Raw genomic sequence first — 25,656 nt, 5'->3', positions numbered from 1 at the left:
GCGATGAACATTCCTTCCGGTCTTGGCGAAGCTCTGCTGCACAGCGCCTCCGATGCGATCATTGCGACCGATCGCGATGGGCGCATCACATTCTGGAATCCCGGCGCGGAGCGGATATTCGGCTTCACGGCTGCGGAAGCCACCGGCCAGTCGCTCGACCTGATCATCCCCGAAAATTTGCGGGCGCGGCACTGGGCCGGCTTTCGGCACACCGTGGAGACGGGAACGAGCCGCTACGGCCACGGCGATTTGTTGTCGGTGCCCGGCCTGACCAAGGACGGCCGGCGGATCTCGGTCGAGTTCACCATTGTGCTGCTGCGAGACGAGTCGCAGGAGGTCGCAGGCATCGTGGCGGTCATGCGAGACGTGACGAAGCGGTTTGAGGAAGTCAGAGAACTGAGGCGGAAGCTTGCGGAGGCCGGCGGGAAGTCCTGAATATCCGGTGGCAAATGTTCATGTTTCCTATATCCCGGCTTCCCGGAACGGGCCGCCCTACCGCCAAAAATAAATTTCCGTGACGATGTCGTTTTGCGGGAAACCCATTCGACTGGGTGTCGGCGATCCAGCCGATCAGAAGGAGTTTCAAAGATGCAGTATCTGTTGTTGATCTATCGAAACGAAGCCGAGCAGGCAAAGATGGACGCTTCCGAGCTCCAGAAGCAGACGGCGGAATACCGCGCATTCACCCAATCCATCATCCAGAGCGGCAACTTCAAGGCCGGCGACGCCCTGCAAATGACGGCGACCGCGACAACCGTGCGCGTTCGCGACGGCAAGATGTTGACGACGGACGGTCCGTTTGCGGAGACGCGCGAGCAGCTCGGCGGTTATTATCTGGTCGAGGCCAAGGATCTCGATGAGGCGCTGGGCATTGCCGCCAGAATTCCCACCGCCAGGGTTGGTTCGATCGAGGTCAGGCCGATCATGGTCTATGATTGACGTCCAGCGATGGCATGACACCACGCGAGATCGAAAGAATCTTTCGCGACGAGGCGGGGCGGGCGCTGTCCACGCTGATCCGCCTCGTCGGCGATTTCGATCTGGCCGAGGATGCCTTGCAGGATGCGTTTGCAGTGGCGCTGGAACGCTGGCCCGCCGCCGGCCTGCCGTCCAATCCACGTGCGTGGCTGGTCAATGTCGGTCGCAACAAGGCGGTCGATCGCGTCAGGCGCAACATCGCGTTCCGCGGCAAGCAGCAGGAATTGACGCATGAGTTGCTGCTGAATGCGTCCGAGCCGTGCGAGCCATCCGACGCCGGGGTCGTCGACGACGACATGTTGCGGCTGATCTTTACTTGCTGCCATCCGTCCTTTGCTATCGAAGTGCAGGTCGCGCTGACGCTCAAAACGGTATGCGGCCTTACCACGGCCGAGGTCGCGCGCGCATTTCTGGCCAGCGAGGAAGCGATGGCGCAGCGTCTGCTGCGTGCCAAGCAGAAGATTCGCCTAGCCGGCATTCCCTATGAGGTTCCGGAACGCGAGGCGCTGGAGCCGCGCTTGCGCGGCGTGCTCGCCGTGATCTATCTCGTCTTCACCGAAGGCTATGCCGCCACCTCCGGCGCGGATCTGATGCGGCCGGATCTGGCGCGCGAGGCAATCCGGCTGGCGAGGTTGCTCGATGCGCTGATGCCAGCGCGTGGCGAGATCAAGGGGTTGCTCGCCCTGATGCTGTTGCACGATGCCCGCCGCGACGGCCGCGAGACCGCCGGCGGCGACATCGTGCTGCTGGAAGAGCAGGACCGCAGCCTGTGGGACCAGCGCCAGATCGCCGAGGGCTTGGCGCTGGTGGAGGATGCGTTGCGGATACCGGGGCGGCCGCAATCCTACGCGGTGCAGGCGGCAATCGCCGCATTGCATGCGCGGGCGCCGAGCTATGAAGATACCGATTGGCCGCAGATAGCGGGGCTGTATGAAGTGCTACTGCGGATCAGCCCGTCGCCGGTGATTGAACTCAACCACGCCGCTGCTATCGCGATGGTCGACGGCCCGGCACGCGCGCTCGATCTGGTCGATGCGCTGGAGGCGCGGGGCGGACTGAAAGGTTATGAACTGCTGCCGGCCGTGCGCGCCGATCTGCTGCGCCGGCTGCACCAGCGCGATGCGGCGCGCGAAGCCTATCTGGCCGCGACCGCGGCAACGCAGCTTGAGCCGCTGCGCGGCGATATTATGCGCGGCGGATCGCGGAGTTGGGGTGAGACCGGAGATCATTCCGTCATTGCGATGACGGAGAGAACTACCTCGCCGCCACCGTCGTCATCGCCTCCGCCGGCAGGCTCGCCAATAGCGCGTGCAGCGTGCTCATGGTCGAGTGATCGGCGATGCCGTCGACGCGCGCAGGGCGGAAGTGGCGCTGGAACGCGGTGACCACTTCCATGGTCGGGCCGTCGAACTTGCCGTGGGTCGGGATGTTGTAGCCGTATTTGGCGAGCGCCGCCTGCATGTTGGCGACGCCGTCTGAGATGCTGCCGAGCTTGAGCGTTTCGCCGCGCACGATCGGCGCCGGCTGCACCCAATGGCCGACACCGGAGTTCGCCAGCAAGTGCCACGGGAATTTTTCGCCGGGATCCTTCTTGCGCGCCGGCGCGACGTCGGAGTGCGCAAGCACGCGATGGGCGGGTATCTTGCGGCGGAGCATGATGCCGCGGCACAGCGCGATTACGGCGGCGATCTGGCGCGACGGGAAATCCGGATAGCCCCAGTCGTGGCCGCTATTGATGATCTCAACGCCGATCGAGCAGGAATTGATGTCTTCCTCGCCGGCCCAGGAGGATACGCCAGCGTGCCAGGCACGCTTGGCTTCCGGCACGCACTGCACGATGCGGCCGTCCTCCAGCACGATGTAATGGGCTGAGACGTCAGTGCCGGGGGTGCAGAGCTGGGCGATCGCGCCTTTCACATCCGGCATGCCGGTGTAGTGCAGCAGGATCATATCGGCGACGCGGCCGTTGTTGCGGTCGCCATAGTTCGGCGACGGGATGACGTCGGATGCGATCGAGGAATCCGGGGTAAAGATCTTCATGTCGGCGTTGGCCCTGGGAACGGGAAGGGCGCGTTGACGCCTCGAATCAATACCAGCAGGTGTGAACGAACCAGAAGCCATTTTTTAAACCCAAACCGGGCGGCAGAGCGGCAACATCGTGTTCAAACGGCAATATCGTTTACTATTCATTTACCGCGTGCCCGCGCAATGCGGCGGCCGAGTTCCCTCTCGTATTTTGACCAGGTGTGGGCGAGGCGCATCACCCTTTTTCAGGTCTCGAAAGCGCGGAAAACCCGCGGCCGACCATCAACGCTTTCTTAACGCTAAGTGCCGTTACTAAGTGATGAATAGCCGAACCGGGTTGGGGACGGCCGAGGCCCTCTTTCACGCTCGAAAATGCCATGGCAACCCAGCAAATTCCGTCTGGAAATGAGGGGTCGCGGGGCCGGGCTAGGGGTGGCAATCCCACCTGTTCGCGGCCATTTGGCCGGAAAAGCCTGGCGAAGCGCAGAGATTTGAGGCGCAATGGGCCCGTTCGCGTCCAGTTTTCGTACTGCAGACTGGAAAACGCCAGAGGACGGCGCATGACCCCGGCTGCGCCGCGCCACATCTCGGTGCTCGGCCGCGAGGCGGTCGAGATGCTCGATCCCCGGGACGGCGGGGTCTATGTCGACGCGACCTTCGGCGCCGGCGGCTACAGCCGCGCGATTCTCGATATCCCGGGAACACAGGTCATCGGCATCGACCGCGACCGGTCGGCGGTGGCCGGCGGCTTCGACCTGGTCGAGCAGTCCGGCGGCCGGCTGACCCTGGTCGAGGACCGATTCTCCAACCTGGCGGAAATCTGCGCGGCGCAAGGTGTGCCTGCCGTGGACGGCGTCGTGATGGACGTCGGCGTTTCCTCGATGCAACTCGATCAGGCCGAGCGTGGTTTCTCGTTCCGGCTCGGCGGCCCGCTCGACATGCGGATGGGCCACGACGGGCCGACGGCGGCCGATGTGGTGGCGAAGGCCTCCGAGAGCGATCTCGCCAACATCATCTACATCTTTGGCGAAGAGCGCCATTCCCGCGGCGTGGCGCGCGCCATCGTGGCGGCGCGGAAAGAGGCGCCGATTACGACCACCCAACAACTGGCCGATATCGTCGGCAGGGTGGTTCGCTCAAAGCCCAACGAGATTCACCCGGCGACGCGGACGTTCCAGGGCTTGCGGATCTTCGTCAACGCCGAGCTCGACGAACTGCATCTCGCGCTGGCGGCGGCGGAGCGCGTACTGAAGCCCGGCGGGCGGTTGGCGGTCGTGTCGTTTCATTCGCTGGAAGACCGCATCGTCAAGGATTTTTTCAACGCGCGCGGCAAGGCTGGCGGCGGTTCGCGGCATTTGCCCGAAGTGGCGCAGGCGGCGCCGAGTTTTCAGATCCTGACGAAGCGTCCGGTTACCCCCGGTGAAGCCGAGCTTGCCGCCAATCCGCGCGCGTTCGGCGAAACTGCGCGCTGCCGAGCGCACCGCCGCGCCGGCGCATGCAGCAGGCCGCCTGCCGGCGTGGCCTACGCTTGCCGACGTGATGAGGGGAGGCTGATCATGCGGATCATCCACTTCCTCGTCATCGCCGTGCTGGTGTTCGCAGCCGCCTATGTCTACCGGATCAAGATGGAATCGACCGCGCGCGTCGAGCGTGTGCTGCGGCTGAACGCCGAGATACGCGAGCAGCGCGATGCGATTGCGGCGCTGCGCGCGGAATGGGCCAAGCTCGATGCGCCGCTGCGGCTGCAGGGACTTGCCGAGCGCCATCTCAGCCTGAAGCCGCTGGTCGCCACGCAGTATGACCAACTGAAGAACTTGCCGGAACGGCCGCCGGCTTTGCTCGGCCTGGTGCACCCGATCCGATCGGCGCGATGATCAACACCATCGAGGCTGCCGCCGAGGCGCCGCCCACAACCGGCTCCGTGTCCGCACCAGGAGATCGGCAATGACCGGCCGCGCGCTTGCCAACCTCAGGAGGCCCGCGGAACCGTGGCGGCGGCGGCTGATCCGCAGCCTGCTCTATGGGCGCAACGTCGACCGCGCCGTCAAGGCGCGGGCGCGGGTGGGCCTTGCGATCCTGCTGTTTGCGGCGATCTATGCGGTGCTGGCCGGACGTCTGGTGATGTTCGCCATCGGCGCCGACAGCCACGGCGGCCGCCGCGCCGCCTCGCAGGACGCGATTGCAACCGCGCGGCCCGACATCGTCGATCGCAACGGCGAGGTGCTGGCGACCGACGTCAAGGCGCCGAGCCTGTTCGGCGAGCCCAGGCGCATCATCGACAAGGACGAGGCAATCGAACTCTTGACCGCGGCGCTGCCGGACCTCGACACCGCGGAGGCGCGCACGCGCCTGTCGTCGCGCAAGGGATTTGTGTGGCTGAAACGCGAGATCACGCCAAAACAGCAGCACGACATTCACAAGCTCGGCATTCCCGGCATCGGTTTCCTGCGCGAGAACAAGCGCGTCTATCCGACCGGCGCCGCGGTCGCGCATCTGATCGGCCTCGTCAACATCGACAACGCGGGCATCGCCGGGATGGAGAAGTGGCTGGACAATAACGGTCTGGCCGACCTGCACCGCGCCGGCTTCGCCACCGATCGGCTGCAAAAGCCGGTGGAACTGTCGATCGACCTGCGCGTCGAGCACGCGCTGCGCGACGAATTGTTGAAGGCGAAAGAGAAGTACAAGGCCAAGGCAGCTTCCGGCCTCGTCTCCAATGTCAGGACCGGCGAGATCGTAGCCCTGGTGTCGCTGCCGGATTTCGATCCGAACAATCCGAAAGAAGCGCACGATCCTGAGCGCATCAACCGCCTGACCACGGGCGTGTTCGAAATGGGCTCGACCTTCAAGGCGCTGACACTGGCGATGGCGCTGGATTCCGGCAAGGCCAACCTCAACACGCTCTATGACGGGCGTGGCACGCTGAAGTTCGGCAAGTTCACCATTCACGACACCCATCCGGTCGGCCGCGCGATCACGCTGTCGGAAGTGTTCACCTTCTCCTCCAACGTCGGCGCGGCCAAGATCGCGCTGGCGCAAGGCGTGGAAGCCCACAAGGCATTCCTGAAAAAGCTCGGGCAGATGGACCGGCTGCGCACCGAGCTGCCGGAGAGCGCATCCCCAATCGTGCCGAAGCGCTGGACCGAGCTCAACACCATCACAGCTTCCTTCGGCCATGGCATCGCGGTGGCGCCGCTGCAGGCGGTGATGGGCATCAATGCCTGCATCAATGGCGGTCTCCTGATTCCCCGACCTTCCTCAAGCGGTCGGAAGAGGAGGCGCGGGCCATCGCCAAGAAGGTGCTCCGAACCGAAACCTCCGAGAAGATGCGCTATCTGATGCGGCTGAACGCCGAGATCGGAACCGCCAAGAAGGCCGACGTGAAGGGCTACTATATCGGCGGCAAGACCGGCACCTCGGAAAAGGTGGTCAACGGCCGCTATTCCAAGAAACAGGTGCTCAATTCCTTCACCGCGATCATCCCGGCTGACAATCCGCAGTATCAGTTGCTGGTCATGCTGGACGAGCCGAAGGCGCTGCCGGAAACCCATGGCTTCATCACCTCGGGCTGGAACGCGGTGCCGACCGGCGGCAAGGTGATTGCCCGCATCGGCCCACTCCTGGGCATTGAACCGCGCTTCGACCTGCCGCCGTCCGACCGCCTTATTCTTGCAGCATCGAAGACAACCCAGTAAGGCGTACTGTCACGCGCGCGAGACGCGCCGGGCCGGACTGGAACAAGATGAAACTTCGCGACCTCTTCAGCGATGACGCTGCGATCGAGCCGCAGGCGGAAGCTGTCGATGTGAAAGGCCTTAGCGTCGACAGCCGCGCGGTGAAGCCCGGTGATCTGTTCTTCGCGCTCGCAGGGACCAAAACCGACGGCGCGCGCTTCATTGATTCCGCGGTCAAGGCGGGTGCCGTTGCGGTAGCCGGCGAGCGTGTCTCTTCGGACGCCCGCGTTCCCTTCGTCGTCACGCCGAACCCGCGCCGTGCGCTGGCGCTGGCGGCGGCGAGATTTTATCCGCGTCAGCCCGCGACCATCGCGGCGGTGACCGGGACCAGCGGCAAGACGTCGGTCGCGGCGTTCACGCGCCAGATCTGGGAGCGGCTCGGCCACGCTTCTGCCAGCATCGGCACCATCGGTCTGGTGTCGCAAAAGCGCACGGTCTACGGCTCGCTGACGACGCCGGATCCGATTGCGCTGCACAGGCAACTCGACGAGATTGCGGGCGATGGCGTGACGCATCTGGCTTTCGAGGCCTCCTCGCACGGGCTCGATCAGTTCCGGCTCGACGGCGTGCGCATCGCCGCCGGCGGCTTCACCAATCTCTCGCGCGACCATATGGATTACCATCCGGATGAGGGGCATTACCTTGCTGCCAAGCTGCGACTGTTCCGCGATCTGATCATGCCGGATGGCGCGGCCGTGATTTCGGCCGATCATGATTGTTCGCAGCAAGTGATCGAGGCGGCGCAGGCGCGGGGCTTGCGGATCATCGCCGTCGGCGGCAACGCAGATGGCGCCGGCGAAGGCATCCGCCTTGTTGGTGCGACCGTCGAAGGCTTTGCGCAAGATCTGGCGCTGACGCATCGCGGGCGCAACTACACGATCAAGCTGCCGCTGGTCGGCGAATTCCAGATCGAGAATGCACTGGTCGCCGCAGGACTCGCGATCGCCACCGGCAGCGAGCCGGCTGAGGTGTTCGAGGCGCTCGAGCATCTCGAAGGCGCCAAGGGACGGCTGGAGCGGGTCGGCGAGCATAATGGCGCGCCGATCTTCGTCGATTACGCGCACAAGCCGGATGCGCTGGCCAAGGCGCTGCGGGCGCTGCGGCCTTACGCGAAGCGCAAGCTCGTCGTGATCTTCGGCGCCGGCGGCGACCGCGACGCCGGCAAGCGTCCCATCATGGGCGCGATCGCGGCCGAGAATGCCGATCAGGTCATCGTTACCGACGATAATCCGCGCAGCGAAAATCCGGCTGCAATCCGCGCTGCCATTCTGGCGGCGGCGAAGGGCGCAACCGACATCGGCGATCGCGCGGAAGCGATCCGGGCGGGGATTGCGGCGCTGCAGCCTGGCGATGCATTGCTGATCGCCGGCAAGGGGCACGAGACCGGCCAGATCGTCGGCGACAAGGTTTTGCCGTTCAGCGATCACGAGGCGGTGGCGGCCGCGCTCGCAGCGAGGATGGCATGAGCGCGACTCCATTGTGGACGATTGCCGAGGTTGCGCGCGCGCTGGGGCTGTCAGGCGAGTACCCCGACACGCCGATTGACTTCGTCACGCAGGACAGCCGGCTGGTGAAGCCCGGAAGCCTGTTCGTGGCGTTGAGCGGCATCCCGAGCGGCGGCTTCATCTCCAGTTTTGCCAGCGCGCGCGACGGCTGGGAATTCGCCGACAAGGCCGAGGCGGCCGGTGCGGTGGCGATGATCGTCCCGCACGCCATCGACGGCGTCCGCGTTCCGCAGTTGATCGTCAAGGATACGCTGATCGATGGCCTGTGGGCGCTGGCGCGCGCCGCGCGGGCGCGCTTTGCCGGCCCGGTGATCGGGCTCACCGGCAGCGCGGGCAAGACCAGCACCAAGGAATTCCTTGCCGCCTATCCGAATGCCTATGCCAGCCCGAGCAGCTTCAACAATTTCTGGGGCGTGCCGCTGACGCTGTGCAACGCCAGCCCGCGAGCGAGCGTGTGGGTGGTCGAGATGGGCATGAACCAGACCGGCGAGATCGCGCGGTTGAGCGAGCTGACAAAACCGACGGTCGCGCTGGTGGTGAACGTGCAGCCAGTGCATCTGGAAAAGCTTGGCAGTCTGGAGGCGATCCGGCGCGAGAAGGTGAGCATCGCGCAGGGTCTGCCGAAAGATGGCGTGCTGGTGTTGCCTGAAGACGTGGCGGCGCCGGAATGGAACGGCAAGGTCGTTCGCTTCGGCGAAGGTTCGGATATTCACGCGTTGAGGCATACGCCGGAAGGCGAGAGCTGGAACGTCGCCGCGCAGGTGAACGGCAGCCGCATCGAATTCGGCCTGACGCCCGGTGCGCCGCATCGTCTGCAGAACGCGTTGGCCGCGCTGGCGTCGATCCATGCCGCGGGGCTCGATCCGGCGGCGCTGGCGAAGGAACTCGGCGATGTCGGTATCATGACCGGCCGCGGCGTGGAGCAGAAGGCCCACGGCGTCACCGTGATCGATGACAGTTTCAACGGCAACCCGGCCAGCATGGTGGCCGCGCTCGGCAGCCTGAAGGCGCGGCCGGTGAAATCAGGCCGGCGCATTGCCATTCTCGGCGACATGCTGGAATTGGGCGCCGATGCGCCGGCCTATCACGAGAAACTCGCGAAGGACCTGCCGGGCCTCGACGGCATCTACTGCGTCGGCCCACTGATGCGCCATCTGTACGACCTCGTACCGGCAGAGCGGGCGCTTGGCTGGCACGAAGATCCGACGACGCTAGATCCCCAACAAATCGCCGCATTGCTGCGGGACGGCGACGTCGTGGTGGTCAAGGGCAGCAAAAAAATGTTCTGGGTGAACAAGTTTGTGCCGAGGCTGCTGGCCGCCTTGCAAGCAAAGGCGTAAACTGGCGCGCCCGGCGGCGCCCGTTGCTTCCGCGAGAGGCGATTCGTCAATACCCCATGCATGACCAAGATTTGCTTGGTTTGAGGATGAAAACGATTATCAAGGCATTCCCGGAACGAACGCGTCCCCGGAGCGCTTGCCGCCAAAGGCGGCGCAACCAAGCCGTGATAGGGCCTACCTGAATGTTTTACTGGCTGATCGAGCTTTCCAATACTGTTCCCGGTTTCGGCATCTTCCGCGGCTTCTTCAACGTGTTTCGCTACATCACCTTCCGCACCGGCGGGGCGATGGTGACGGGCGCGCTGTTCGTCTTCCTGTTCGGGCCCTGGATCATCGATCACTTGCGGCTCAGGCAGGGCAAGGGCCAGCCGATCCGCACCGACGGCCCGCAGTCGCATCTGATCTCCAAGAAGGGCACGCCGACGATGGGCGGGCTGATGATCCTGTCGGGCCTCGTGGTGGCGACGCTCTTGTGGGCCAATCCGCTCAACCCCTATGTCTGGATCGTGCTCGCGGTGACGCTCGGCTTCGGCTTCGTCGGATTTTACGACGACTATCTGAAGGTGACCAAACAGAGCCATAGCGGCTTTGCCGGCAAGCTGCGGCTTTTGATCGAAGCGGTGATTGCGCTCGCGGCCTGCTACGCGCTGGTGCGGCTCGGCCGCGATGCGACGTCGACCTCGCTCGCGGTGCCCTTCCTGAAGGACGTCGTGATCAATTTCGGCTGGTTCTTCGTGATCTTCGGCGCCTTCGTCATCGTTGGCGCCGGCAACGCGGTGAACCTGACCGACGGTCTCGACGGGCTTGCGATCGTGCCCGTCATGATCGCCGCCGCCAGTTTCGGTATGATCTCGTATTTGACCGGCAACGCGGTGTTCTCGGACTATCTGCAGATCCGCTACGTCGCCGGCACCGGCGAGCTCGCGGTGCTGTGCGGCGCGGTGCTTGGCGCGGGCCTCGGCTTCCTCTGGTTCAACGCGCCGCCGGCCTCGATCTTCATGGGCGATACCGGCTCGCTCGCGCTCGGCGGCATGCTCGGCGCCACGGCGGTTGCGGTGAAGCACGAGATCGTGCTCGCCGTGATCGGCGGGTTGTTCGTGCTGGAAGCCGTCTCCGTGATCGTGCAGGTGGCCTCGTTCAAGCTGACCGGAAAACGCGTGTTCCGGATGGCGCCGCTGCATCACCATTTCGAGCAGAAGGGCTGGACAGAGCCGCAGATCGTGATCCGGTTCTGGATCATCTCGGTGATGCTGGCACTCGCCGGCCTCTCCACGCTGAAGCTGCGGTGATCGCTTGATTCCCATCACTTCCTTCGCAGGCAAGACGGTCGCCGTCTTCGGCCTCGGCGGTTCGGGCCTGGCGAGCTGCCACGCGCTCAAGGCCGGCGGCGCGGAAGTGATCGCGGGCGACGACAGCGCCGACAATGTCGCCAAGGCGGCGCACGCCGGTTTCACCACGGCCGATCTGCGCACGGTGTCGTGGTCGAATTTCTCGGCCCTGGTCCTCACCCCCGGCGCGCCGCTGACGCATCCGGCGCCGCATTGGTCCGTGCTGATGGCGCAGCAGGCCGGCATTGAGGTGATCGGCGACATCGAACTGTTTTGCAGGGAGCGCCGCCGTCACGCGCCGGATGCGCCATTCGTCGCCATCACCGGCACCAACGGCAAGTCCACCACGACGGCGCTGATCGCGCATCTGATTGATGTCGCGGGCTACGATACCCAGATGGGCGGCAATATCGGCACCGCGATCCTCTCGCTGGAGCCGCCGCGGATGGGACGTGTGCACGTCGTCGAGATGTCGTCTTATCAGATCGACCTCGCGCCCTCGCTCGATCCCTCCGTCGGCATTCTCCTCAATGTCAGCGAAGACCATATCGATCGCCACGGCACGCTGGAAAACTATGCCGCCGTGAAGGCGCGGCTGGTTGCCGGCGTGCAGCCGCAGGGCACCTCCATCGTCGGCGTCGACGACATCTGGTGCCGCAACATCGCCGATCGCCTCGACCAGGCGGGAAAACGCGTGGTGCGGATCTCTGTGAGGAATCCTTTGCCCGACGGCGTCTATGTCGAGCGCGAAACCGTCGTGCAGGCCTCCGGCGGCGCGCGCAACGAGATCGCAAGGCTGGGCGGCATCGGTTCGCTGCGCGGCCTGCACAACGCGCAGAATGCGGCATGCGCTTCGGCCTGCGCGCTGGCGATGGGCATCTCCATCGATACCCTGCAAAACGGTCTGCGCAGCTTTCCGGGGCTGGCGCACCGCATGGAGCAGGTCGGCCGCCGTGGCAACGTGCTGTTCGTCAACGACTCCAAGGGCACCAATGCCGACGCCGCCGCGCATGCGCTGTCGTCCTTCGCCGACATCTTCTGGATCGCCGGCGGCAAGCCGAAGCAGGGCGGCATCACGGGGCTCGCCGAATACTTTCCGCGCATCCGAAAAGCCTATCTGATCGGCGAGGCCGCGCAGGAGTTTGCGGGAACGCTGGGCGAGCGCGTGCCGCACGAGATTTCGGAGACGCTCGATGTGGCAGTGGCCAACGCCGCTCGCGACGCCGAAGCGTCAGGGCTCGTCGATCCCGTGGTGCTGTTGTCGCCGGCCTGCGCCTCGTTCGACCAGTACCGCAATTTCGAAATCCGAGGTGCCGCATTCCGCGATCTGGTGACGGCGATGCCCGGCGTGAAGCCGGTGGTTTAATTGTAGGATGGGTAGAGCGTAGCGAAACCCATCGCTGCCCGACCGGATTGATGGGTTTCGCTTGCGCTCTACCCATCCTACACCCCGCGCATTCGAGGGCGGCGTAAATGGCAATCCATACTCGCTCGCATCGCCGTATCAGCTTCGCGGTTGCAGTCCTATCGGTGATCGTTGCGTTTCATGGCGTGGTAGGTGCCGCTGCGCTGGCGTCCGACGGAGTGTCTCTCAGCGAGTCGACGATTTCGTGGAGCACCGTCCAGTACGCAACCTCTGCGGAGAACGGTTTCGTCAGCGGGTCGCTCGACAAGAAGACCATCGTCGCTCGCACGTTCAAGACCTACGTGCTCGAGAATCGTTATCTGAAGGTAACGCTCTTGCCCGAATTTGGCGGACGCATTCTGTCCATCATTTACAAGCCGACCGGCCACGAACAACTTTATCGCACCGAAGTAGGCGTGCCCTACGGGATGAAGGCCGGCGTTTTCTATTACGACTGGCTGATGGTGTATGGCGGCATCTTCCCCACATTTCCCGATCCCGAGCACGGCAAGACATGGCTGAAGCCGTGGGATTTCAAGGTGGAACGGGAAAGTGCCGGCGAAGTGACGGTATCGATGTCGCTCAAGGATGATTTTGCGTATTCGGCGGCACCAACGCAGTTTCTCAAGGCATCGACGGGTATCGAAGCGACTTACTACGTCACGCTGAAAGCGGACCGCGCTGCGCTCGATGCGCGCGTGGTCCTGAAAAATCCGCAACCGAAAGCGGTCGATTACGAATACTGGACGTGCACGACGCTCGCGCCGGGATCGGACCCGAACAACCCCAAGACGACCGGCGGCGCAGAAATCATCGCGCCGATAGAGAGCTACAGTACGCCCGGCTGGTCGAGCAATCTGTCCGATGGCGAGGAGAGTTTGGGTCCGGGCAAGAGCCGTTTCGAAAAACTGCGCTACTTCAAGAACTGGCCAACAATGGGCATCGCGTACGCGGCGCCCGATATGCAGGGCGGGAACTTCTGGGGTGTGATCAATCACGACAACGAGGAGGGGATCATCCGCATCGCGGACAATAGGGTCACGCGCGGCCTGAAGATGTGGACGTGGGGATTTCCGTCGTTCACGAACGAAACCGACGCACGCAAGGGCCCGAGCGAAGCTCGGCCTTACGTCGAATTGTGGGCGGGCGTGTCGGACCAGTTTTTCCACCGCGCCAAGCTTCCCGCACGGGGCGAAATGTCTGTTACGGAGACCTACAGCCCGATCGTCGGCATGAGCAACGTCACGCATGCGAACGAGAGTATCCTGATCAATTTCTCAGCCATGGCTTCTGAAGTGAATCTTCAGTTCTTCAGTATCGAACCGGCCACGCCTTTGCGCGTAACCTTGAAGCGCGGCGATGCGATGTTGTTCAACGGCGCCGTGACAGCCGACCCGAAGAACGGAAATCGCATTTCTGCGCCGCTTCCTGCCGGCGGCAGCGGCGATCAGGTGCGGCTGACGATCACGACCATGGACGGCAAAGAGCTGATCGCGGCCGAGACAAAAATGAAGTAATTTGACTGGATGGGTATCGCTTCGCTCCACCCATCCTACGTGGCGCTGCCGGATCTCTCAAAAGTTACCCATCTCATTAACCCCCATAAACCATCCTGCGCCACCAATGGGCGTTACCTCTGCCATTTTGGGGACGCCCATGCTCGCCCGTGACCAACGCACCCCGTTTTCGGACTGGTGGTGGACCGTGGATAAGCTGCTGCTTGGCGCGATCATGGCGCTGATGCTGGGTGGCGTAATTCTCTCGCTGGCGGCGAGCCCGCCGGTGGCGACGCGGATCGGGCTTGATCCGTTCCACTTCTTCAGCCGGCACATGCTGTTCCTGCTGCCGTCTCTCCTGGTGCTGATTGGGGTATCGTTCCTGCCGCCCAGGCAGATCCGCCGTCTTGCGTTATTGGTGTTCGTGGTGAGCGTTCTCTTGATCGTCGTGACGCTCGTCTTCGGTGCGGAGGTGAAGGGATCGCGGCGCTGGATCACGCTGCTCGGCGTCAACATCCAGGCCTCCGAATCCGCCAAGCCCGCCTTCGTCGTGATGGCGGCATGGCTGTTTGCGGAATCGACCAAGCGGCCGGAAATGCCGGCGACCTCGATGGCGATGGCGCTGCTGCTGACGCTGGTGGCGCTTCTGGTGATGGAGCCGGATTTCGGCCAGACCATGCTGATCCTGATGGTGTGGGGCGCGCTGTTCTTCATCGCAGGCATGCGGATGATCTGGGTGGCCGGCCTTGCCGGCGTCGCGATGGCCGGGTTGTTCAGCGCCTATCTGCTGGTTCCGCACGTTGCGGGCCGCATCAGGCGCTTCCTGAATCCGGCATCCGGCGACACTTTTCAGGTCGACATGGCGATGGAAGCTTTCTGGAACGGCGGCTGGTTCGGGCTCGGCCCCGGCGAAGGCATCGCCAAGCGCAGCCTGCCGGACAGCCACACCGACTTCGTGTTCGCGGTGGCGGCGGAAGAATTCGGCATCATCCTGTGCTTGGCGCTGGTTGGGCTGTTCGCCTTCGTCGTGATCCGCACGCTGACGCGGGCCTACGCGAGCGAGGACATGTTCTCGCGCTTTGCGGCGTCGGGACTTGCGATCCTGTTCGGGATGCAGGCTGCCATCAACATGGCGGTCAATCTGCAACTGATCCCCGCCAAGGGCATGACGCTGCCCTTCATCTCCTATGGCGGCTCGTCGATCATTTCGCTGGCCTATGGCGTCGGCATGATGCTGGCGCTGACACGGCAGCGCCCGCGCACCGAAGTGGAATCGATGAACGCGGCCGGCGTGGCGCGCGGCTACGCCTGAGGGCGTGACTAGCGCTGCGGCGTCGGCTATTTGAAGCCATGGACAACACGCCCCTCATTCTGCTGGCTGCCGGCGGCACCGGCGGCCATTTGTTTCCCGCTGAGGCGCTCGCGGTTGAGCTCATCAAGCGGGGCTTGCGCGTGCGGCTTGCGACTGACGCTCGCGCGCTGCGCTATAGCGGGCTCTTTACCCGCGACAATATCGACGTGGTGCCGAGCGAGACCGTGCGCGGCCGTAATCCGTTGTCGCTGGCGCGCACCATTATCATGCTCGGCTACGGAACGGGCGTGGCGCTCAACCTGGTGCGGCGGCTGAAGCCCGCGGCCGTGGTCGGCTTCGGCGGCTATCCGACGCTGCCGCCCTTGATCGCGGCACGGCTGCTCGGCGTGCCCGGCATCATTCATGATGCCAACGCCGTGCTCGGCCGCGCCAACCGTTTTCTCTCCAGGCGCGTCAATGCGATCGCGACCTCGCTACCCGGCGTGCTCGATCGCGATCCCTCGCTCGCGGGAAAGACCACCACGGTCGGCACGCCGATGCGCCCGGCGATTCTTGCCGCCGCCGCGCAGCCGTTTGCGACTCCGGAACCGAACGGGCCGCTGCGCTTGCTGGTGGTCGGCGGCAGCCAGGGCGCGCGGGTGATGAGCGACATCGTGCCGGGTGCGATCGAACGGCTCGAGCCGGTGCTGTGGAGCCGCATCGTCCTGACGCAGCAGGTGCGCGAGGAAGACATGGCGCGGGTGCGAGCGATCTATGACCGGCTCAAGATCAAGGCCGAGCTTGCGCCGTTCTTTACCGACCTGCCGGCGCGGCTGGCGTCCAGCCATCTCGTGGTCTCGCGCTCCGGCGCCGGCACCGTGGCGGAACTCGCCGCGATCGGCCGGCCCTCGATTTTGGTGCCATTGCCAGGGGCGATCGACCAGGACCAGTTCGCCAATGCCGGCGTATTGGCGAAGGTGGACGGCGCTTTGCGGATTCCGCAAGGAGAATTCACCTCCGACCGGCTGGCCGCCGAAATTTCTGCCTTTGCCGCCGAGCCCGCCCGGCTGACCGCGATGGCCGCCGCCGCCCGCCAGGTCGGCCGGCTCGATGCCGCGGAACGGCTGGCCGATCTGGTGATGAAAACGGCGGGAATTTGACGTCCACGTCGGCTCAAAAAGCGCTTGTCATGCCCCGCGAAAGCGGGGCATCCAGTATGCCGCGGCGCCTGATTTGAGCCTTGGCTCTTAGGAATACTGGCTTCGCGGAATATCGGATCGACCCGCCCAATGCGCAATTGCGCACAAGGCGGGCGACGACGGCCAAGGACAAGCCCATGAGACTGCCGCGCGAGATCGGACCCATTCACTTCGTCGGGATCGGCGGCATCGGCATGAGCGGCATCGCCGAAGTGCTGGTCAATCTCGGCTACACCGTGCAGGGCTCGGACGCTTCCGAAAGCGGCAATGTCGCGCGGCTGCGGGAGAAGGGCGTCAAGGTCTCGGTCGGCCACAAGGCCGAGAATGTCGACGGCGCCGATGTGGTCGTGGTCTCGACCGCGATCAAGCGCGACAATCCCGAGCTGATGGCGGCCCGCGCGCAGCGCATCCCGGTGGTGCGTCGCGCCGAAATGCTGGCCGAGCTGATGCGGCTGAAAAGCTGCGTCGCGATTGCCGGCACCCATGGCAAGACAACGACGACATCGATGGTCGCCGCGCTGCTCGATGGCGGCAATCTCGACCCGACCGTGATCAATGGCGGCATCATCAACGCCTATGGCACCAATGCGCGGCTGGGAGCGGGCGATTGGATGGTGGTGGAAGCCGACGAGAGCGACGGCACGTTTTTGAAACTGCCGACCGACGTCGCCATCGTCACTAATGTCGATCCTGAGCATCTCGATCACTTCAAGACTTTCGAGGCGATCCAGGACGCGTTCCGCAATTTCGTCGAGAACGTGCCGTTCTACGGCTTTGCGGTAATGTGCATCGATCACCCGGTGGTGCAGAGCATCGTCGGCCGGATCGAGGATCGCCGCATCATCACCTACGGTGAAAACCCGCAGGCCGATGCGCGGCTGATGGACCTGACGCCGATCGCCGGCGGATCGAAGTTCAAGGTTGCCATCCGCAACCGCAAGACGGAGGCCACGCACGAGATAACGGACATCGTGTTGCCGATGCCGGGCCGGCACAACGCGTCGAATGCGACCGCAGCGATCGCGGTGGCGCACGAGCTCGGCATCTCCGACGAAGCGATCCGCAAGGCAATCGCGGCATTCGGCGGCGTCAAGCGCCGCTTCACCCGCACCGGCGAGTGGAACGGCGTCACCGTGATCGACGACTATGGCCATCACCCCGTCGAGATCGCTGCAGTGTTGAAGGCTGCGCGCGATTCCTATGGCGGCAAGATCATCGCCGTGGTGCAGCCACACCGGTTCACCCGCCTGCAGTCGCTGTTCGAGGAGTTCTGTACCTGCTTCAACGATGCCGATGCGGTCATCGTCGCCGAGGTCTATCCGGCCGGCGAGGCGCCGATCGAAGGCATCGACCGCGACCATTTTGTGCTCGGCCTGCGCGCGCATGGCCATCGTGAAGTGATCCCGCTGCCGAGTTCGACGGAACTCGCAAAAGTCGTCCGCGGCATCGCCAACCCCGGCGACCTCGTCGTCTGCTTAGGAGCCGGCAACATCACGCAATGGGCCTACGCGCTGCCCGGCGAATTGAAGGCGTTGGGGTAACAGTGGCATTTCCCGACCTCACCTCCGATCTGAAAGCCGCGATGCCGCAATTGCGCGGGCGGCTGTTGGCTAACCAGTCGCTCGCCGAGTTGACCTGGTTTCGCGTCGGCGGGCCGGCGCAAATGTTGTTCACGCCGGCGGATGAAGACGATCTCGCGTATTTCTTAAAGCTGCTTCCGAAGGAATTGCCGGTCTATGTGGTCGGCGTCGGCTCCAATTTGATCGTGCGCGACGGCGGTATGCCGGGCGTGGTGATCCGGCTGTCGCCGCGGGGGTTTGGCGAGACCAGGGCCGCGGGCGATATCGTGAGCGCGGGAACGGCTGCGCTCGACAAGCGCGTGGCGGAAACGGCGGCGGCCGCCAATATCGGCGGCATGGAATTCTTCTTCGGCATTCCCGGCACCATCGGCGGCGCCTTGCGGATGAATGCCGGTGCCAACGGAAGCGAGACCAAGGATGTGCTGGTCGAGGCGATCGGCATCGGCCGCGACGGCACAAAGCATGTTTTCTCCAATGCCGACATGAAGTTCGTCTACCGCAACAGCGGCGTCGATCCATCAGTCATTTTCACCTCCGCGCGCTTTCGCGGGCAGATCACGGACGCCGAAGCCATTCGCGCCCGGATGAACGAGGTGCAGAGCCATCGCGAAACCGCGCAGCCGATTCGCGAAAAAGACCGGTGGCTCCACCTTCAAGAATCCGCCCGGCAACAGCGCGTGGAAACTGATCGACGCCGCCGGTTGCCGCGGGCTTCGCGTCGGCGGGGCGCAGGTCTCGGAAATGCACTGCAATTTCCTCATCAATACCGGCAACGCCACCGGGCATGATATTGAAACGCTGGGCGAAACCGTGCGCGAGCGGGTTAAAGCGAATTCTGGCATAGAGCTGCACTGGGAAATCAAGCGGATCGGGATTTCCGCATAGATTCCGGTCGATGCTCCGCATCGCCCCGGAATGACGGATAGGTAAAGGCTGATGGGAACGACCATTCTCTTTGGCGGCACCAATAAAGAGCGGCTGGTTTCGGTGGCGACCGCGCAGGCGCTGCACCGCGCGTTGCCGGAAGCCGATCTCTGGTTCTGGCATGTGGCAGACACCGTTCACGAGGTCAGTTCGAAGGCGCTGCTCGAGCATTCGCGTCCCTTCGAGGATGAATTCAAGCCGGGCAATTGCGGTATCGCGCTGGAAGCGGCGCTCGACAAGGCGACCGCGGAAGACCGTGTGCTGGTGCTCGGGCTCCACGGCGGCCGTGCCGAGAACGGCGAACTGCAGGCGATGTGCGAAATGCGCGGCATTCCCTTCACCGGGTCCGGCTCGGCATCGTCGAACCTCGCCTTTGACAAGGTCGCTGCGAAACGGTTTGCGGCGATTGCCGGTGTCGCGGCTCCGGCCGGCGTACCCCTGGAAAATCTTGACGCTGCCTTTGCCGAATATGGCAGGCTGATTGCTAAACCAGCGCGAGACGGTTCGAGCTACGGCCTGATCTTCGTCAACGCCAAGCAGGACCTGGTCGCGGTCCGCAACGCCGCTAGAATCGAAGAATATCTGATCGAGCCCTTCATCGCGGGCGTCGAAGCAACTTGCGGCGTGCTGGAGCAGTCGGATGGTGCGTTGATGTCGCTGCCGCCGATCGAGATTGTCCCGGGGGAGGGCACCTTCGACTACACGGCCAAATATCTGCTCAAATCGACTCAGGAGATCTGCCCGGGGCGCTTTTCCCCTGATATCACTGCGCAACTGCAGGACCAGGCGCTGCGGGCGCACAAAGCGCTCTCCTGCAGCGGCTATTCCCGGACCGACTTCATCGTCTCGGCGAACGGGCCGGTTTACCTCGAAACCAATACCTTGCCGGGGCTGACTGCGGCCTCGCTCTACCCGAAGGCGCTCAAGGCCCAGGGGATCGAGTTTCCGGATTTCCTGCGGGATCAGATCGCCTTGGCCGAACGCCGCAGCCGGGAGCGGGCGTGACCGGCCGGACGGCCCGTTAACAGGCCGTTAACCCGGAACTAACCTCGCCACGAGAAATGTTGCTAAAATCCTAAGAATTGTCCGGCAAACCACTCAAAAGACGGGTCAAAGCGCATCACCAGCCCCCGTTTTTACACTTTGTTTACCAGGAAGAACGAAGGTTAACGCTGGCGGCGCATGTGGCGCTTGGCTGCCGGGGTGCGCTGTTCCGACTTCAGGTCAGCACTTAAGTCCGGCAACGCCGAGACGTCATCTGGGCCAGGACCCGCAAAAAAGCTTGCGGGAACAACACTTGGACAGGCTCGTGCAATGGATGGTGCAGGACGCCTCACGCGGTCGGTGAGATCGGTGGGGCCCCAGGCTGACCTGAAAGCAGCCGCTATTGGAGCGGTCGTGCTGCTGCGCGAGCGGCTGGGCCGTCGCGCCCGCGTCCCGGCGAAGCCCATAATCGATCGCGAACCGCCGAATCGCCTGGTCCTTATGGTCGAACGCTATTTGCCGAATCGTACCGGCATTGCCTTGACCGTGCTGATGCTGCTCGGCAGCGCTGGCCTCGGCATCGTCAAGGGCGGTCACGTTGACGAATTCATGGTTGCGCTCAGCGATACCCGCAATGCGCTGGCCAATTCAGCCGGTTTCCGCATCACCGAGGTTGCCATCAACGGCCGCAAGCAATTGAGCCAGGACGAGGTGCTCGCGATCGGCGGCGTCAGTGGCCGCTCCTCGCTGTTGTTTCTCGACGCGGCCACCGTGCGCGACAAGCTCAAGGCCAACCCCTGGATATCAGAGGCGACCATCCTGAAGCTTTATCCTGGCCAGTTGCAGATCGACATCGTCGAGCGCACGGCGTTCGCGCTGTGGCAGCAGGACGGCAAGCTGTCCGTGATCTCCGAGGACGGCGCGGTGCTGGAACCCTATGTGTCGCGCCGCTTCGTGACGCTGCCACTGGTTGTGGGCAAGGGCGCCGATGTCAGGGCCCGTGATTTCCTCGCGCTGCTCGACCGCTATCCGCAGGTCCGCTCGGTGACCAAGGCTGCAATCCTGGTCGGCGAACGGCGCTGGAATTTGCGGCTGAAGGACGGCCTCGACATTCGCCTGCCGGAGAACGACGTCGGCAACGCGCTTGCCATGTTGAGCAAGCTCGACAAGGAGGACAGGCTGTTCTCGCGCGACATCGTCGCCGTCGACATGCGCCTGCCGGACCGGCTGACGGTGCAATTGTCGGAAGAGGCGGCCAAGGCCCGCGAAGAACTGTTCAAGGACAAGAAGACCAAGAAGAAGGCCGGTGATTCAGCATGACCGGCCTCGATCGCAACCAGACCCCGAAGACACGTCCTGTCGACCACAAGCGCACGGCGCTGGTGGCTTCGCTCGATGTCGGCACCAGCAAGATCGCCTGCATGATCGCGCGGCTCAAGCCGTCGCCGCCGAGCGACGCGCTGCGCGGCCGCACCCATGCGGTGGAACTGATCGGCTACAGCCAGATCCAGTCGCGCGGCGTCAAGGCGGGCGCCGTGGTCGATCTCGCCGAATGCGAGCAGGCGGTGCGGCAGGCGGTGGCGCTGGCCGAGCGCATGGCCAAGGTCCGCGTTGAATCAATATTGCTGTCGGTTTCCGGCGGCCGGCTGCAGGACAGCTTGTTGAGGCCGCCGCCGATATCAGAGGCGGCTCGGTCACCTCTGATGACGTCACCCGGGTGACCTCCACCGGCATGCGCCATGCCACCGGCGAGGGCCGCACGGTGCTGCATGCGCTCCCCGTCGGCTACGCGCTGGACGGCGTCAAGGGCATCCGCGACCCCCGCGGCATGGTTGCGCGCCAGTTCGGCGTCGACATGCAAGTCGTGACGGCGGACGCCACCGTCGCCCGTAACCTGATGCTGGTGGTCGAGCGCTGCCACCTCAACGTCGAGGCCATGGCGGCGAGGTCCTTATGTCGCAGGCCTGTCCGTGTTGACCGACGACGAGGCCGATCTCGGCGCCGCCGTGGTCGAAATGGGGGCCGGATCGACCACGATTGCGACTTATTCCGGCGGCCGCTTCGTGCACGCGAGCGGATTTGCGCTCGGCGGCCAGCACGTGACAATGGATCTTGCACGCGGCGTCGGCGCATGCATTGCGGATGCCGAGCGAATCAAGACGTTATATGGCACCGTGCTGACCGGCGGGTCCGACGCGCGCGAGCTGATGTCTGTACCGACGGCGGGCGAGGAACACGATGCCCCGCAGATCGTCTCGCGCGCCACGATTGCCAACATCGTCCGGCATCGCGCCGAGGAGATTTTTGAAATGGTCCGGGACCGGCTCGCGGATTCCCCTTGCGGCAGAGCCGAGGGCGCGGGTTGTGTTGAGCGGCGGGGCTTCCCAGCTCACCGGCACCGTCGAACTCGCCACGCGCATTCTCAACCGGCCGGTCCGGATCGGCCGCCCGCTCGGTTTCGGCCGGCTGCCCAACGAGGCCAAGAGCGCCTCGTTCGCGGTTCCCACCGGCCTCCTGGTCTATCCGCAATACGCTCATCTTGAACACGTCGAACCGCGGCATACGCGGCAGCTCAAGACAGGGACAGACGGCTATTTTGGCAAGGTCGGACGATGGCTTCGGGAGGGCTTCTGATGACCGGTCCTGTGACCAAACGATTTTCACCAAATCCCGCGGCCGCCGGCCGGGGCGAACCAACGCGCGCGTCGTAAGAGAGGCAACCATGGCACTCAATCTGACCCCCCTGACATCAGTGAGCTGAAACCGCGGATTACCGTCTTCGGCGTCGGTGGAGCAGGCGGCAATGCCGTCAACAACATGATCACTGCCGGGTTGCAGGGGGTCGATTTCGTCGTCGCCAACACCGACGCGCAGGCGCTGACGATGTCGAAGGCCCAGCGCATCGTGCAGATGGGCACCCAGGTGACGCAGGGCCTCGGCGCGGGGTCCCAGCCTGATGTCGGCGCGGCGGCGGCGCAGGAAGTGATCGACGAGCTGCGCGACCATCTCTCGGGCGCCAACATGGTGTTCGTCACCGCCGGCATGGGCGGCGGCACCGGCACCGGCGCCGCTCCGGTGATTGCCAAGACCGCGCGCGACATGGGCATTCTCACCGTCGGCGTCGTCACAAAGCCGTTCCATTTCGAAGGCCAGCGCCGCATGCGCACCGCCGAGTCCGGCATCGCCGAGCTGCACAAGGTGGTCGATACGCTTTTGATCATCCCGAACCAGAACCTGTTCCGGGTCGCCAACGAAAAGACCACCTTCGCCGACGCCTTCGCGATGGCCGACCAGGTGCTCTATTCGGGTGTCGCCTGCATCACCGATCTCATGGTGAAGGAAGGCCTGATCAATCTCGACTTCGCCGACGTAAGGGCGGTGATGAGGGAAATGGGCAAGGCGATGATGGGCACCGGCGAGGCGACCGGCGAGAAGCGCGCGCTGACCGCGGCCGAAGCCGCGATCGCCAACCCGCTGATCGATGACAGCTCGATGAAGGGGGCGCGCGGCCTGTTGATCTCGATCACCGGTGGCAAGGACCTCACGCTGTTCGAAGTCGACGAAGCCGCGACGCGGATTCGCGAGGAGGTCGACCAGGACGCCAACATCATCGTCGGCGCCACCTTCGACGAATCGCTCGACGGCATCATCCGCGTCTCCGTGGTCGCCACCGGCATCGACCAGTCGCAGATTGCGCGCAACGCGGGCACCGGTGCCACCGGCACCACGTCTGCCACCACCGCCACTCCCATCACCGCTTCGCCGGACAACCGGCTGGCCGAACTGACCGCTCGCCTGCGCGCCGACAATGCGCGCCTGGCCGAACGCGCCCAGAAGCTCGAGCCGGCGGCTGCGCCGCAGGCGGCGGCACCTGCCGCCGCGCCGGCGCAGCGCGGCAACGTCGAGCGAGCAGCTCTTGCCGCGATTGCTGCGGCGGTTGAGACGCCGCAACAGGCTCCGATCCAGCCAGCCTCCTATGGAGACGTCACGGTTCGCCCGATCGCACAAAAGCCGACGCTGTTCCCGGATCACAAGGAGGCCGCCCGCGTCGAGCCGGAGGCGCCGGCGCCCGAAACCTTCATCCCGCAGGCGGCCGAACGTCCGCCGGCCCGCACGCCGCGGATGCCGAAGTTCGAGGACCTCCCGATGCCCGCCCAGGCCGAGATCCGGCACGCCCGCGGCGAGCCTGAGGAGGAGCATCCGCAGAAGACGCGGCTGTCGCTGTTGCAGCGGCTCGCCAATGTCGGCCTCGGCCGCCGCGACGAAGAGACCGAGCCGCCGATCGCGGCACGTGCCTCCGGCCCGTCGATGGCGCCGCTGCCCGAACGCAAGCCGCAGCGCACCGTCGCCCAGCAAGTGGCGAATCACGAGCCGGTATCGGAGTATGCAAAGCGCCCGGCGCCGCAGGGTCTGGACGCCCACGGCCGCCCGGCACCTGTTGCGCCGGGGCCACAGGGCGACGACCATCTTGATATCCCGGCCTTCCTCCGACGCCAAGCCAACTGAGCTTTTGTTACAATCGAGGTGATCCAAAGGGCCCCGGCTGGAATAGTCGGGGCCCTTCTCTTTGGCTTGTGCCGAGATTCAGCGGGCTGGCCAACCAACTGATTTTAAATGATTAATTGTTCATTTCGTGATCCGATACCGAAGCTCGGACAGCGTCTGGCCGTATCGGAGTTTGGTTAACCCTTGGCGCGAATGCGGCAGAGATAGGGTAACAATCCGTAAAGAAGCGTGAGTTGTGCACCTTAGGGCAATGACTATGGTCTGCCGTGACTTGGGGATGCCTAGAACGCGAATCGGCGCTAGCGCGCGGTTCCCGTCTTTGGGTTAAGTCGGGTAGTGGGCAGTTATCGATGAAATTCAGCCGCCAAACCGCGCTTCGGTCGCAAGCCACCGTAACGGGCGTTGGCGTTCATTCCGGATTACCTGTCAGCCTTACGCTTGGACCTGCTCCTGTGGATGCGGGTTTTGTTTTTGTCCGTACCGGGCTGGATGAGGCCGACCGCGAGGTTCCCGCAGTAGCCGCCTCCGTAACCGCCACCGACCTTGCTACCGTTCTTGGCGACCGCGAGGGGCCGCTGGTTTCCACCGCCGAACACGTCCTTGCTGCCCTGCGCGGCATGGGTGTCGACAACGCCATCATCGAAGTCGACGGCCCCGAAGTTCCGATCATGGACGGCAGCGCGGCGGCTTTCGTTGCGGCTATCGACCAAGCCGGCATCGTCACCCAGTCGGCGTCCCGCCGCTTCATTCAGGTGCTGAAGCCTGTGCAGGTCGCGATCGGCGACAGCTTTGGCGAATTGCGCCCGCATGGCAACGGGTTCCGCGTCGAGGTCGAGATCGCCTTCGACAACGCCATGATCGGCTGCCAGAAATATTCCATCGATCTAAGCCCCGAAAGTTTCCGCCGCGAGATTTCCCGCGCCCGGACTTTTGGCTTCATGAACAACGTCGCGCGACTCTGGAGCGCCGGTTATGCGCGTGGCGCCTCGTTTGAGAACACGGTGGTGTTCGACGAAGCCCGCCTGCTCAACACCGAAGGGCTGCGCTTCAGCGATGAGTGCGCCCGCCACAAGGCGCTGGATGCGGTCGGTGATTTGACCCTGGCTGGTCTGCCGCTGCTCGGCGCCTACCGTTCGGTACGTGGCGGCCACAAGCTGAACCACGCCGTGCTGACCGCCCTGCTGGCCGATCGCAGCGCCTGGCGGGTGGTCGAGGCCGAACCGGCACGCCGTCCCCGCGCCCATGTCGAGGCCGGCGCAGGCATGGTGGGCGGCATGATCGCCCCGGCCTATGGTCCGGACGTTTCCTGACTTTAGCTTGCGGAATCTGTTGATTTTTGGCTTTCCGAACGCCGGACTTTT

General features: G+C 64.3%; 15 protein-coding genes and 6 pseudogenes. 20 read left to right on the top strand and 1 reads right to left on the bottom strand.

Annotated elements, in window-relative coordinates; genetic code table 11:
* Positions 1-3: 3 nt before the first annotated feature.
* The 3 genes and pseudogenes from ACFXS9_RS26610 (at position 4) to ACFXS9_RS26600 (ending at position 2,194) form a co-directional block, all read left to right on the top strand.
* Entirely contained in the window at positions 4-435 is a 432-nt protein-coding gene (locus ACFXS9_RS26610; protein ID WP_392693757.1) for a PAS domain S-box protein, read from the top strand.
* 153 nt (positions 436-588) lie between these two features.
* Positions 589-939 (top strand): YciI family protein, encoded by a 351-nt coding sequence (locus tag ACFXS9_RS26605; protein ID WP_334383444.1) that lies wholly within the window; start codon positions 589-591, stop codon positions 937-939.
* Between the two features lie 14 nt (positions 940-953).
* A pseudogene (locus ACFXS9_RS26600) lies at positions 954-2,194 on the top strand (RNA polymerase sigma factor).
* Between the two features lie 38 nt (positions 2,195-2,232).
* Here ACFXS9_RS26600 and ACFXS9_RS26595 read toward each other — a convergent pair.
* Complete coding sequence (locus tag ACFXS9_RS26595) at positions 2,233-3,099, bottom strand: N-acetylmuramoyl-L-alanine amidase (RefSeq protein WP_392693753.1); 867 nt, start codon at positions 3,097-3,099, stop codon at positions 2,233-2,235.
* Positions 3,100-3,563: 464 nt separating this feature from the next.
* Between ACFXS9_RS26595 and rsmH the strand changes: the two are divergent.
* From rsmH to lpxC, 17 genes and pseudogenes are all read left to right on the top strand, one after another.
* Positions 3,564-4,557 (top strand): annotated as a pseudogene (gene rsmH, locus ACFXS9_RS26590) (16S rRNA (cytosine(1402)-N(4))-methyltransferase RsmH).
* A gap of 2 nt (positions 4,558-4,559) precedes the next feature.
* Positions 4,560-4,951: pseudogene (locus ACFXS9_RS26585) on the top strand (hypothetical protein).
* Positions 4,948-6,698: pseudogene (locus ACFXS9_RS26580) on the top strand (peptidoglycan D,D-transpeptidase FtsI family protein). The pseudogenes ACFXS9_RS26585 and ACFXS9_RS26580 overlap by 4 nt, the downstream one beginning before the upstream one ends.
* Positions 6,699-6,745: 47 nt before the next feature.
* Positions 6,746-8,203 (top strand): UDP-N-acetylmuramoyl-L-alanyl-D-glutamate--2,6-diaminopimelate ligase, encoded by a 1,458-nt coding sequence (locus ACFXS9_RS26575; RefSeq protein WP_392693750.1) that lies wholly within the window; start codon positions 6,746-6,748, stop codon positions 8,201-8,203.
* A complete protein-coding gene (gene murF, locus ACFXS9_RS26570; protein ID WP_392693747.1) occupies positions 8,200-9,582 on the top strand; it encodes a UDP-N-acetylmuramoyl-tripeptide--D-alanyl-D-alanine ligase in 1,383 nt (460 codons plus the stop codon). Before ACFXS9_RS26575 ends, murF begins: the two co-directional genes overlap by 4 nt.
* Positions 9,583-9,764: 182 nt before the next feature.
* The gene (gene mraY, locus ACFXS9_RS26565) at positions 9,765-10,871 is read left to right on the top strand and encodes a phospho-N-acetylmuramoyl-pentapeptide-transferase (protein ID WP_057847013.1); all 1,107 of its coding nucleotides are present in this window, start codon (positions 9,765-9,767) and stop codon (positions 10,869-10,871) included.
* Positions 10,872-10,875: 4 nt separating this feature from the next.
* Positions 10,876-12,276: a UDP-N-acetylmuramoyl-L-alanine--D-glutamate ligase gene (murD, locus tag ACFXS9_RS26560; protein ID WP_392693743.1), complete on the top strand. Its 1,401-nt coding sequence runs from the start codon at positions 10,876-10,878 to the stop codon at positions 12,274-12,276.
* 107 nt (positions 12,277-12,383) lie between these two features.
* Entirely contained in the window at positions 12,384-13,832 is a 1,449-nt protein-coding gene (locus tag ACFXS9_RS26555) for a DUF5107 domain-containing protein (protein ID WP_392693740.1), read from the top strand.
* A 139-nt stretch (positions 13,833-13,971) separates the two neighbouring features.
* A complete protein-coding gene (gene ftsW / locus ACFXS9_RS26550; RefSeq protein ID WP_392693737.1) occupies positions 13,972-15,123 on the top strand; it encodes a putative lipid II flippase FtsW in 1,152 nt (383 codons plus the stop codon).
* 38 nt (positions 15,124-15,161) lie between these two features.
* Positions 15,162-16,262 (top strand): undecaprenyldiphospho-muramoylpentapeptide beta-N-acetylglucosaminyltransferase, encoded by a 1,101-nt coding sequence (gene murG, locus ACFXS9_RS26545; RefSeq protein ID WP_392693734.1) that lies wholly within the window; start codon positions 15,162-15,164, stop codon positions 16,260-16,262.
* Positions 16,263-16,438: 176 nt separating this feature from the next.
* A complete protein-coding gene (murC, locus tag ACFXS9_RS26540) occupies positions 16,439-17,842 on the top strand; it encodes a UDP-N-acetylmuramate--L-alanine ligase (protein WP_392693731.1) in 1,404 nt (467 codons plus the stop codon).
* Positions 17,843-17,844: 2 nt separating this feature from the next.
* Positions 17,845-18,766 (top strand): annotated as a pseudogene (murB, locus tag ACFXS9_RS26535) (UDP-N-acetylmuramate dehydrogenase).
* Between the two features lie 51 nt (positions 18,767-18,817).
* The gene (locus ACFXS9_RS26530; RefSeq protein WP_392693728.1) at positions 18,818-19,810 is read left to right on the top strand and encodes a D-alanine--D-alanine ligase; all 993 of its coding nucleotides are present in this window, start codon (positions 18,818-18,820) and stop codon (positions 19,808-19,810) included.
* A 309-nt stretch (positions 19,811-20,119) separates the two neighbouring features.
* Positions 20,120-21,109 (top strand): cell division protein FtsQ/DivIB, encoded by a 990-nt coding sequence (locus ACFXS9_RS26525; protein ID WP_392693725.1) that lies wholly within the window; start codon positions 20,120-20,122, stop codon positions 21,107-21,109.
* A pseudogene (ftsA, locus tag ACFXS9_RS26520) lies at positions 21,106-22,423 on the top strand (cell division protein FtsA). Before ACFXS9_RS26525 ends, ftsA begins: the two are co-directional and overlap by 4 nt.
* Before the next feature lie 114 nt (positions 22,424-22,537).
* Positions 22,538-24,295: a cell division protein FtsZ gene (gene ftsZ, locus ACFXS9_RS26515; protein ID WP_392700019.1), complete on the top strand. Its 1,758-nt coding sequence runs from the start codon at positions 22,538-22,540 to the stop codon at positions 24,293-24,295.
* Between the two features lie 350 nt (positions 24,296-24,645).
* Entirely contained in the window at positions 24,646-25,605 is a 960-nt protein-coding gene (gene lpxC / locus ACFXS9_RS26510) for a UDP-3-O-acyl-N-acetylglucosamine deacetylase (protein ID WP_392693722.1), read from the top strand.
* The last annotated feature ends 51 nt before the right edge of the window (positions 25,606-25,656 follow it).

The organism is Bradyrhizobium sp. RDI18 (genome assembly GCF_043203335.1).
Taxonomy (GTDB): Bacteria; Pseudomonadota; Alphaproteobacteria; order Rhizobiales; family Xanthobacteraceae; genus Bradyrhizobium; species Bradyrhizobium retamae.
This window is presented reverse-complemented; position numbering and strand designations above follow the sequence as displayed.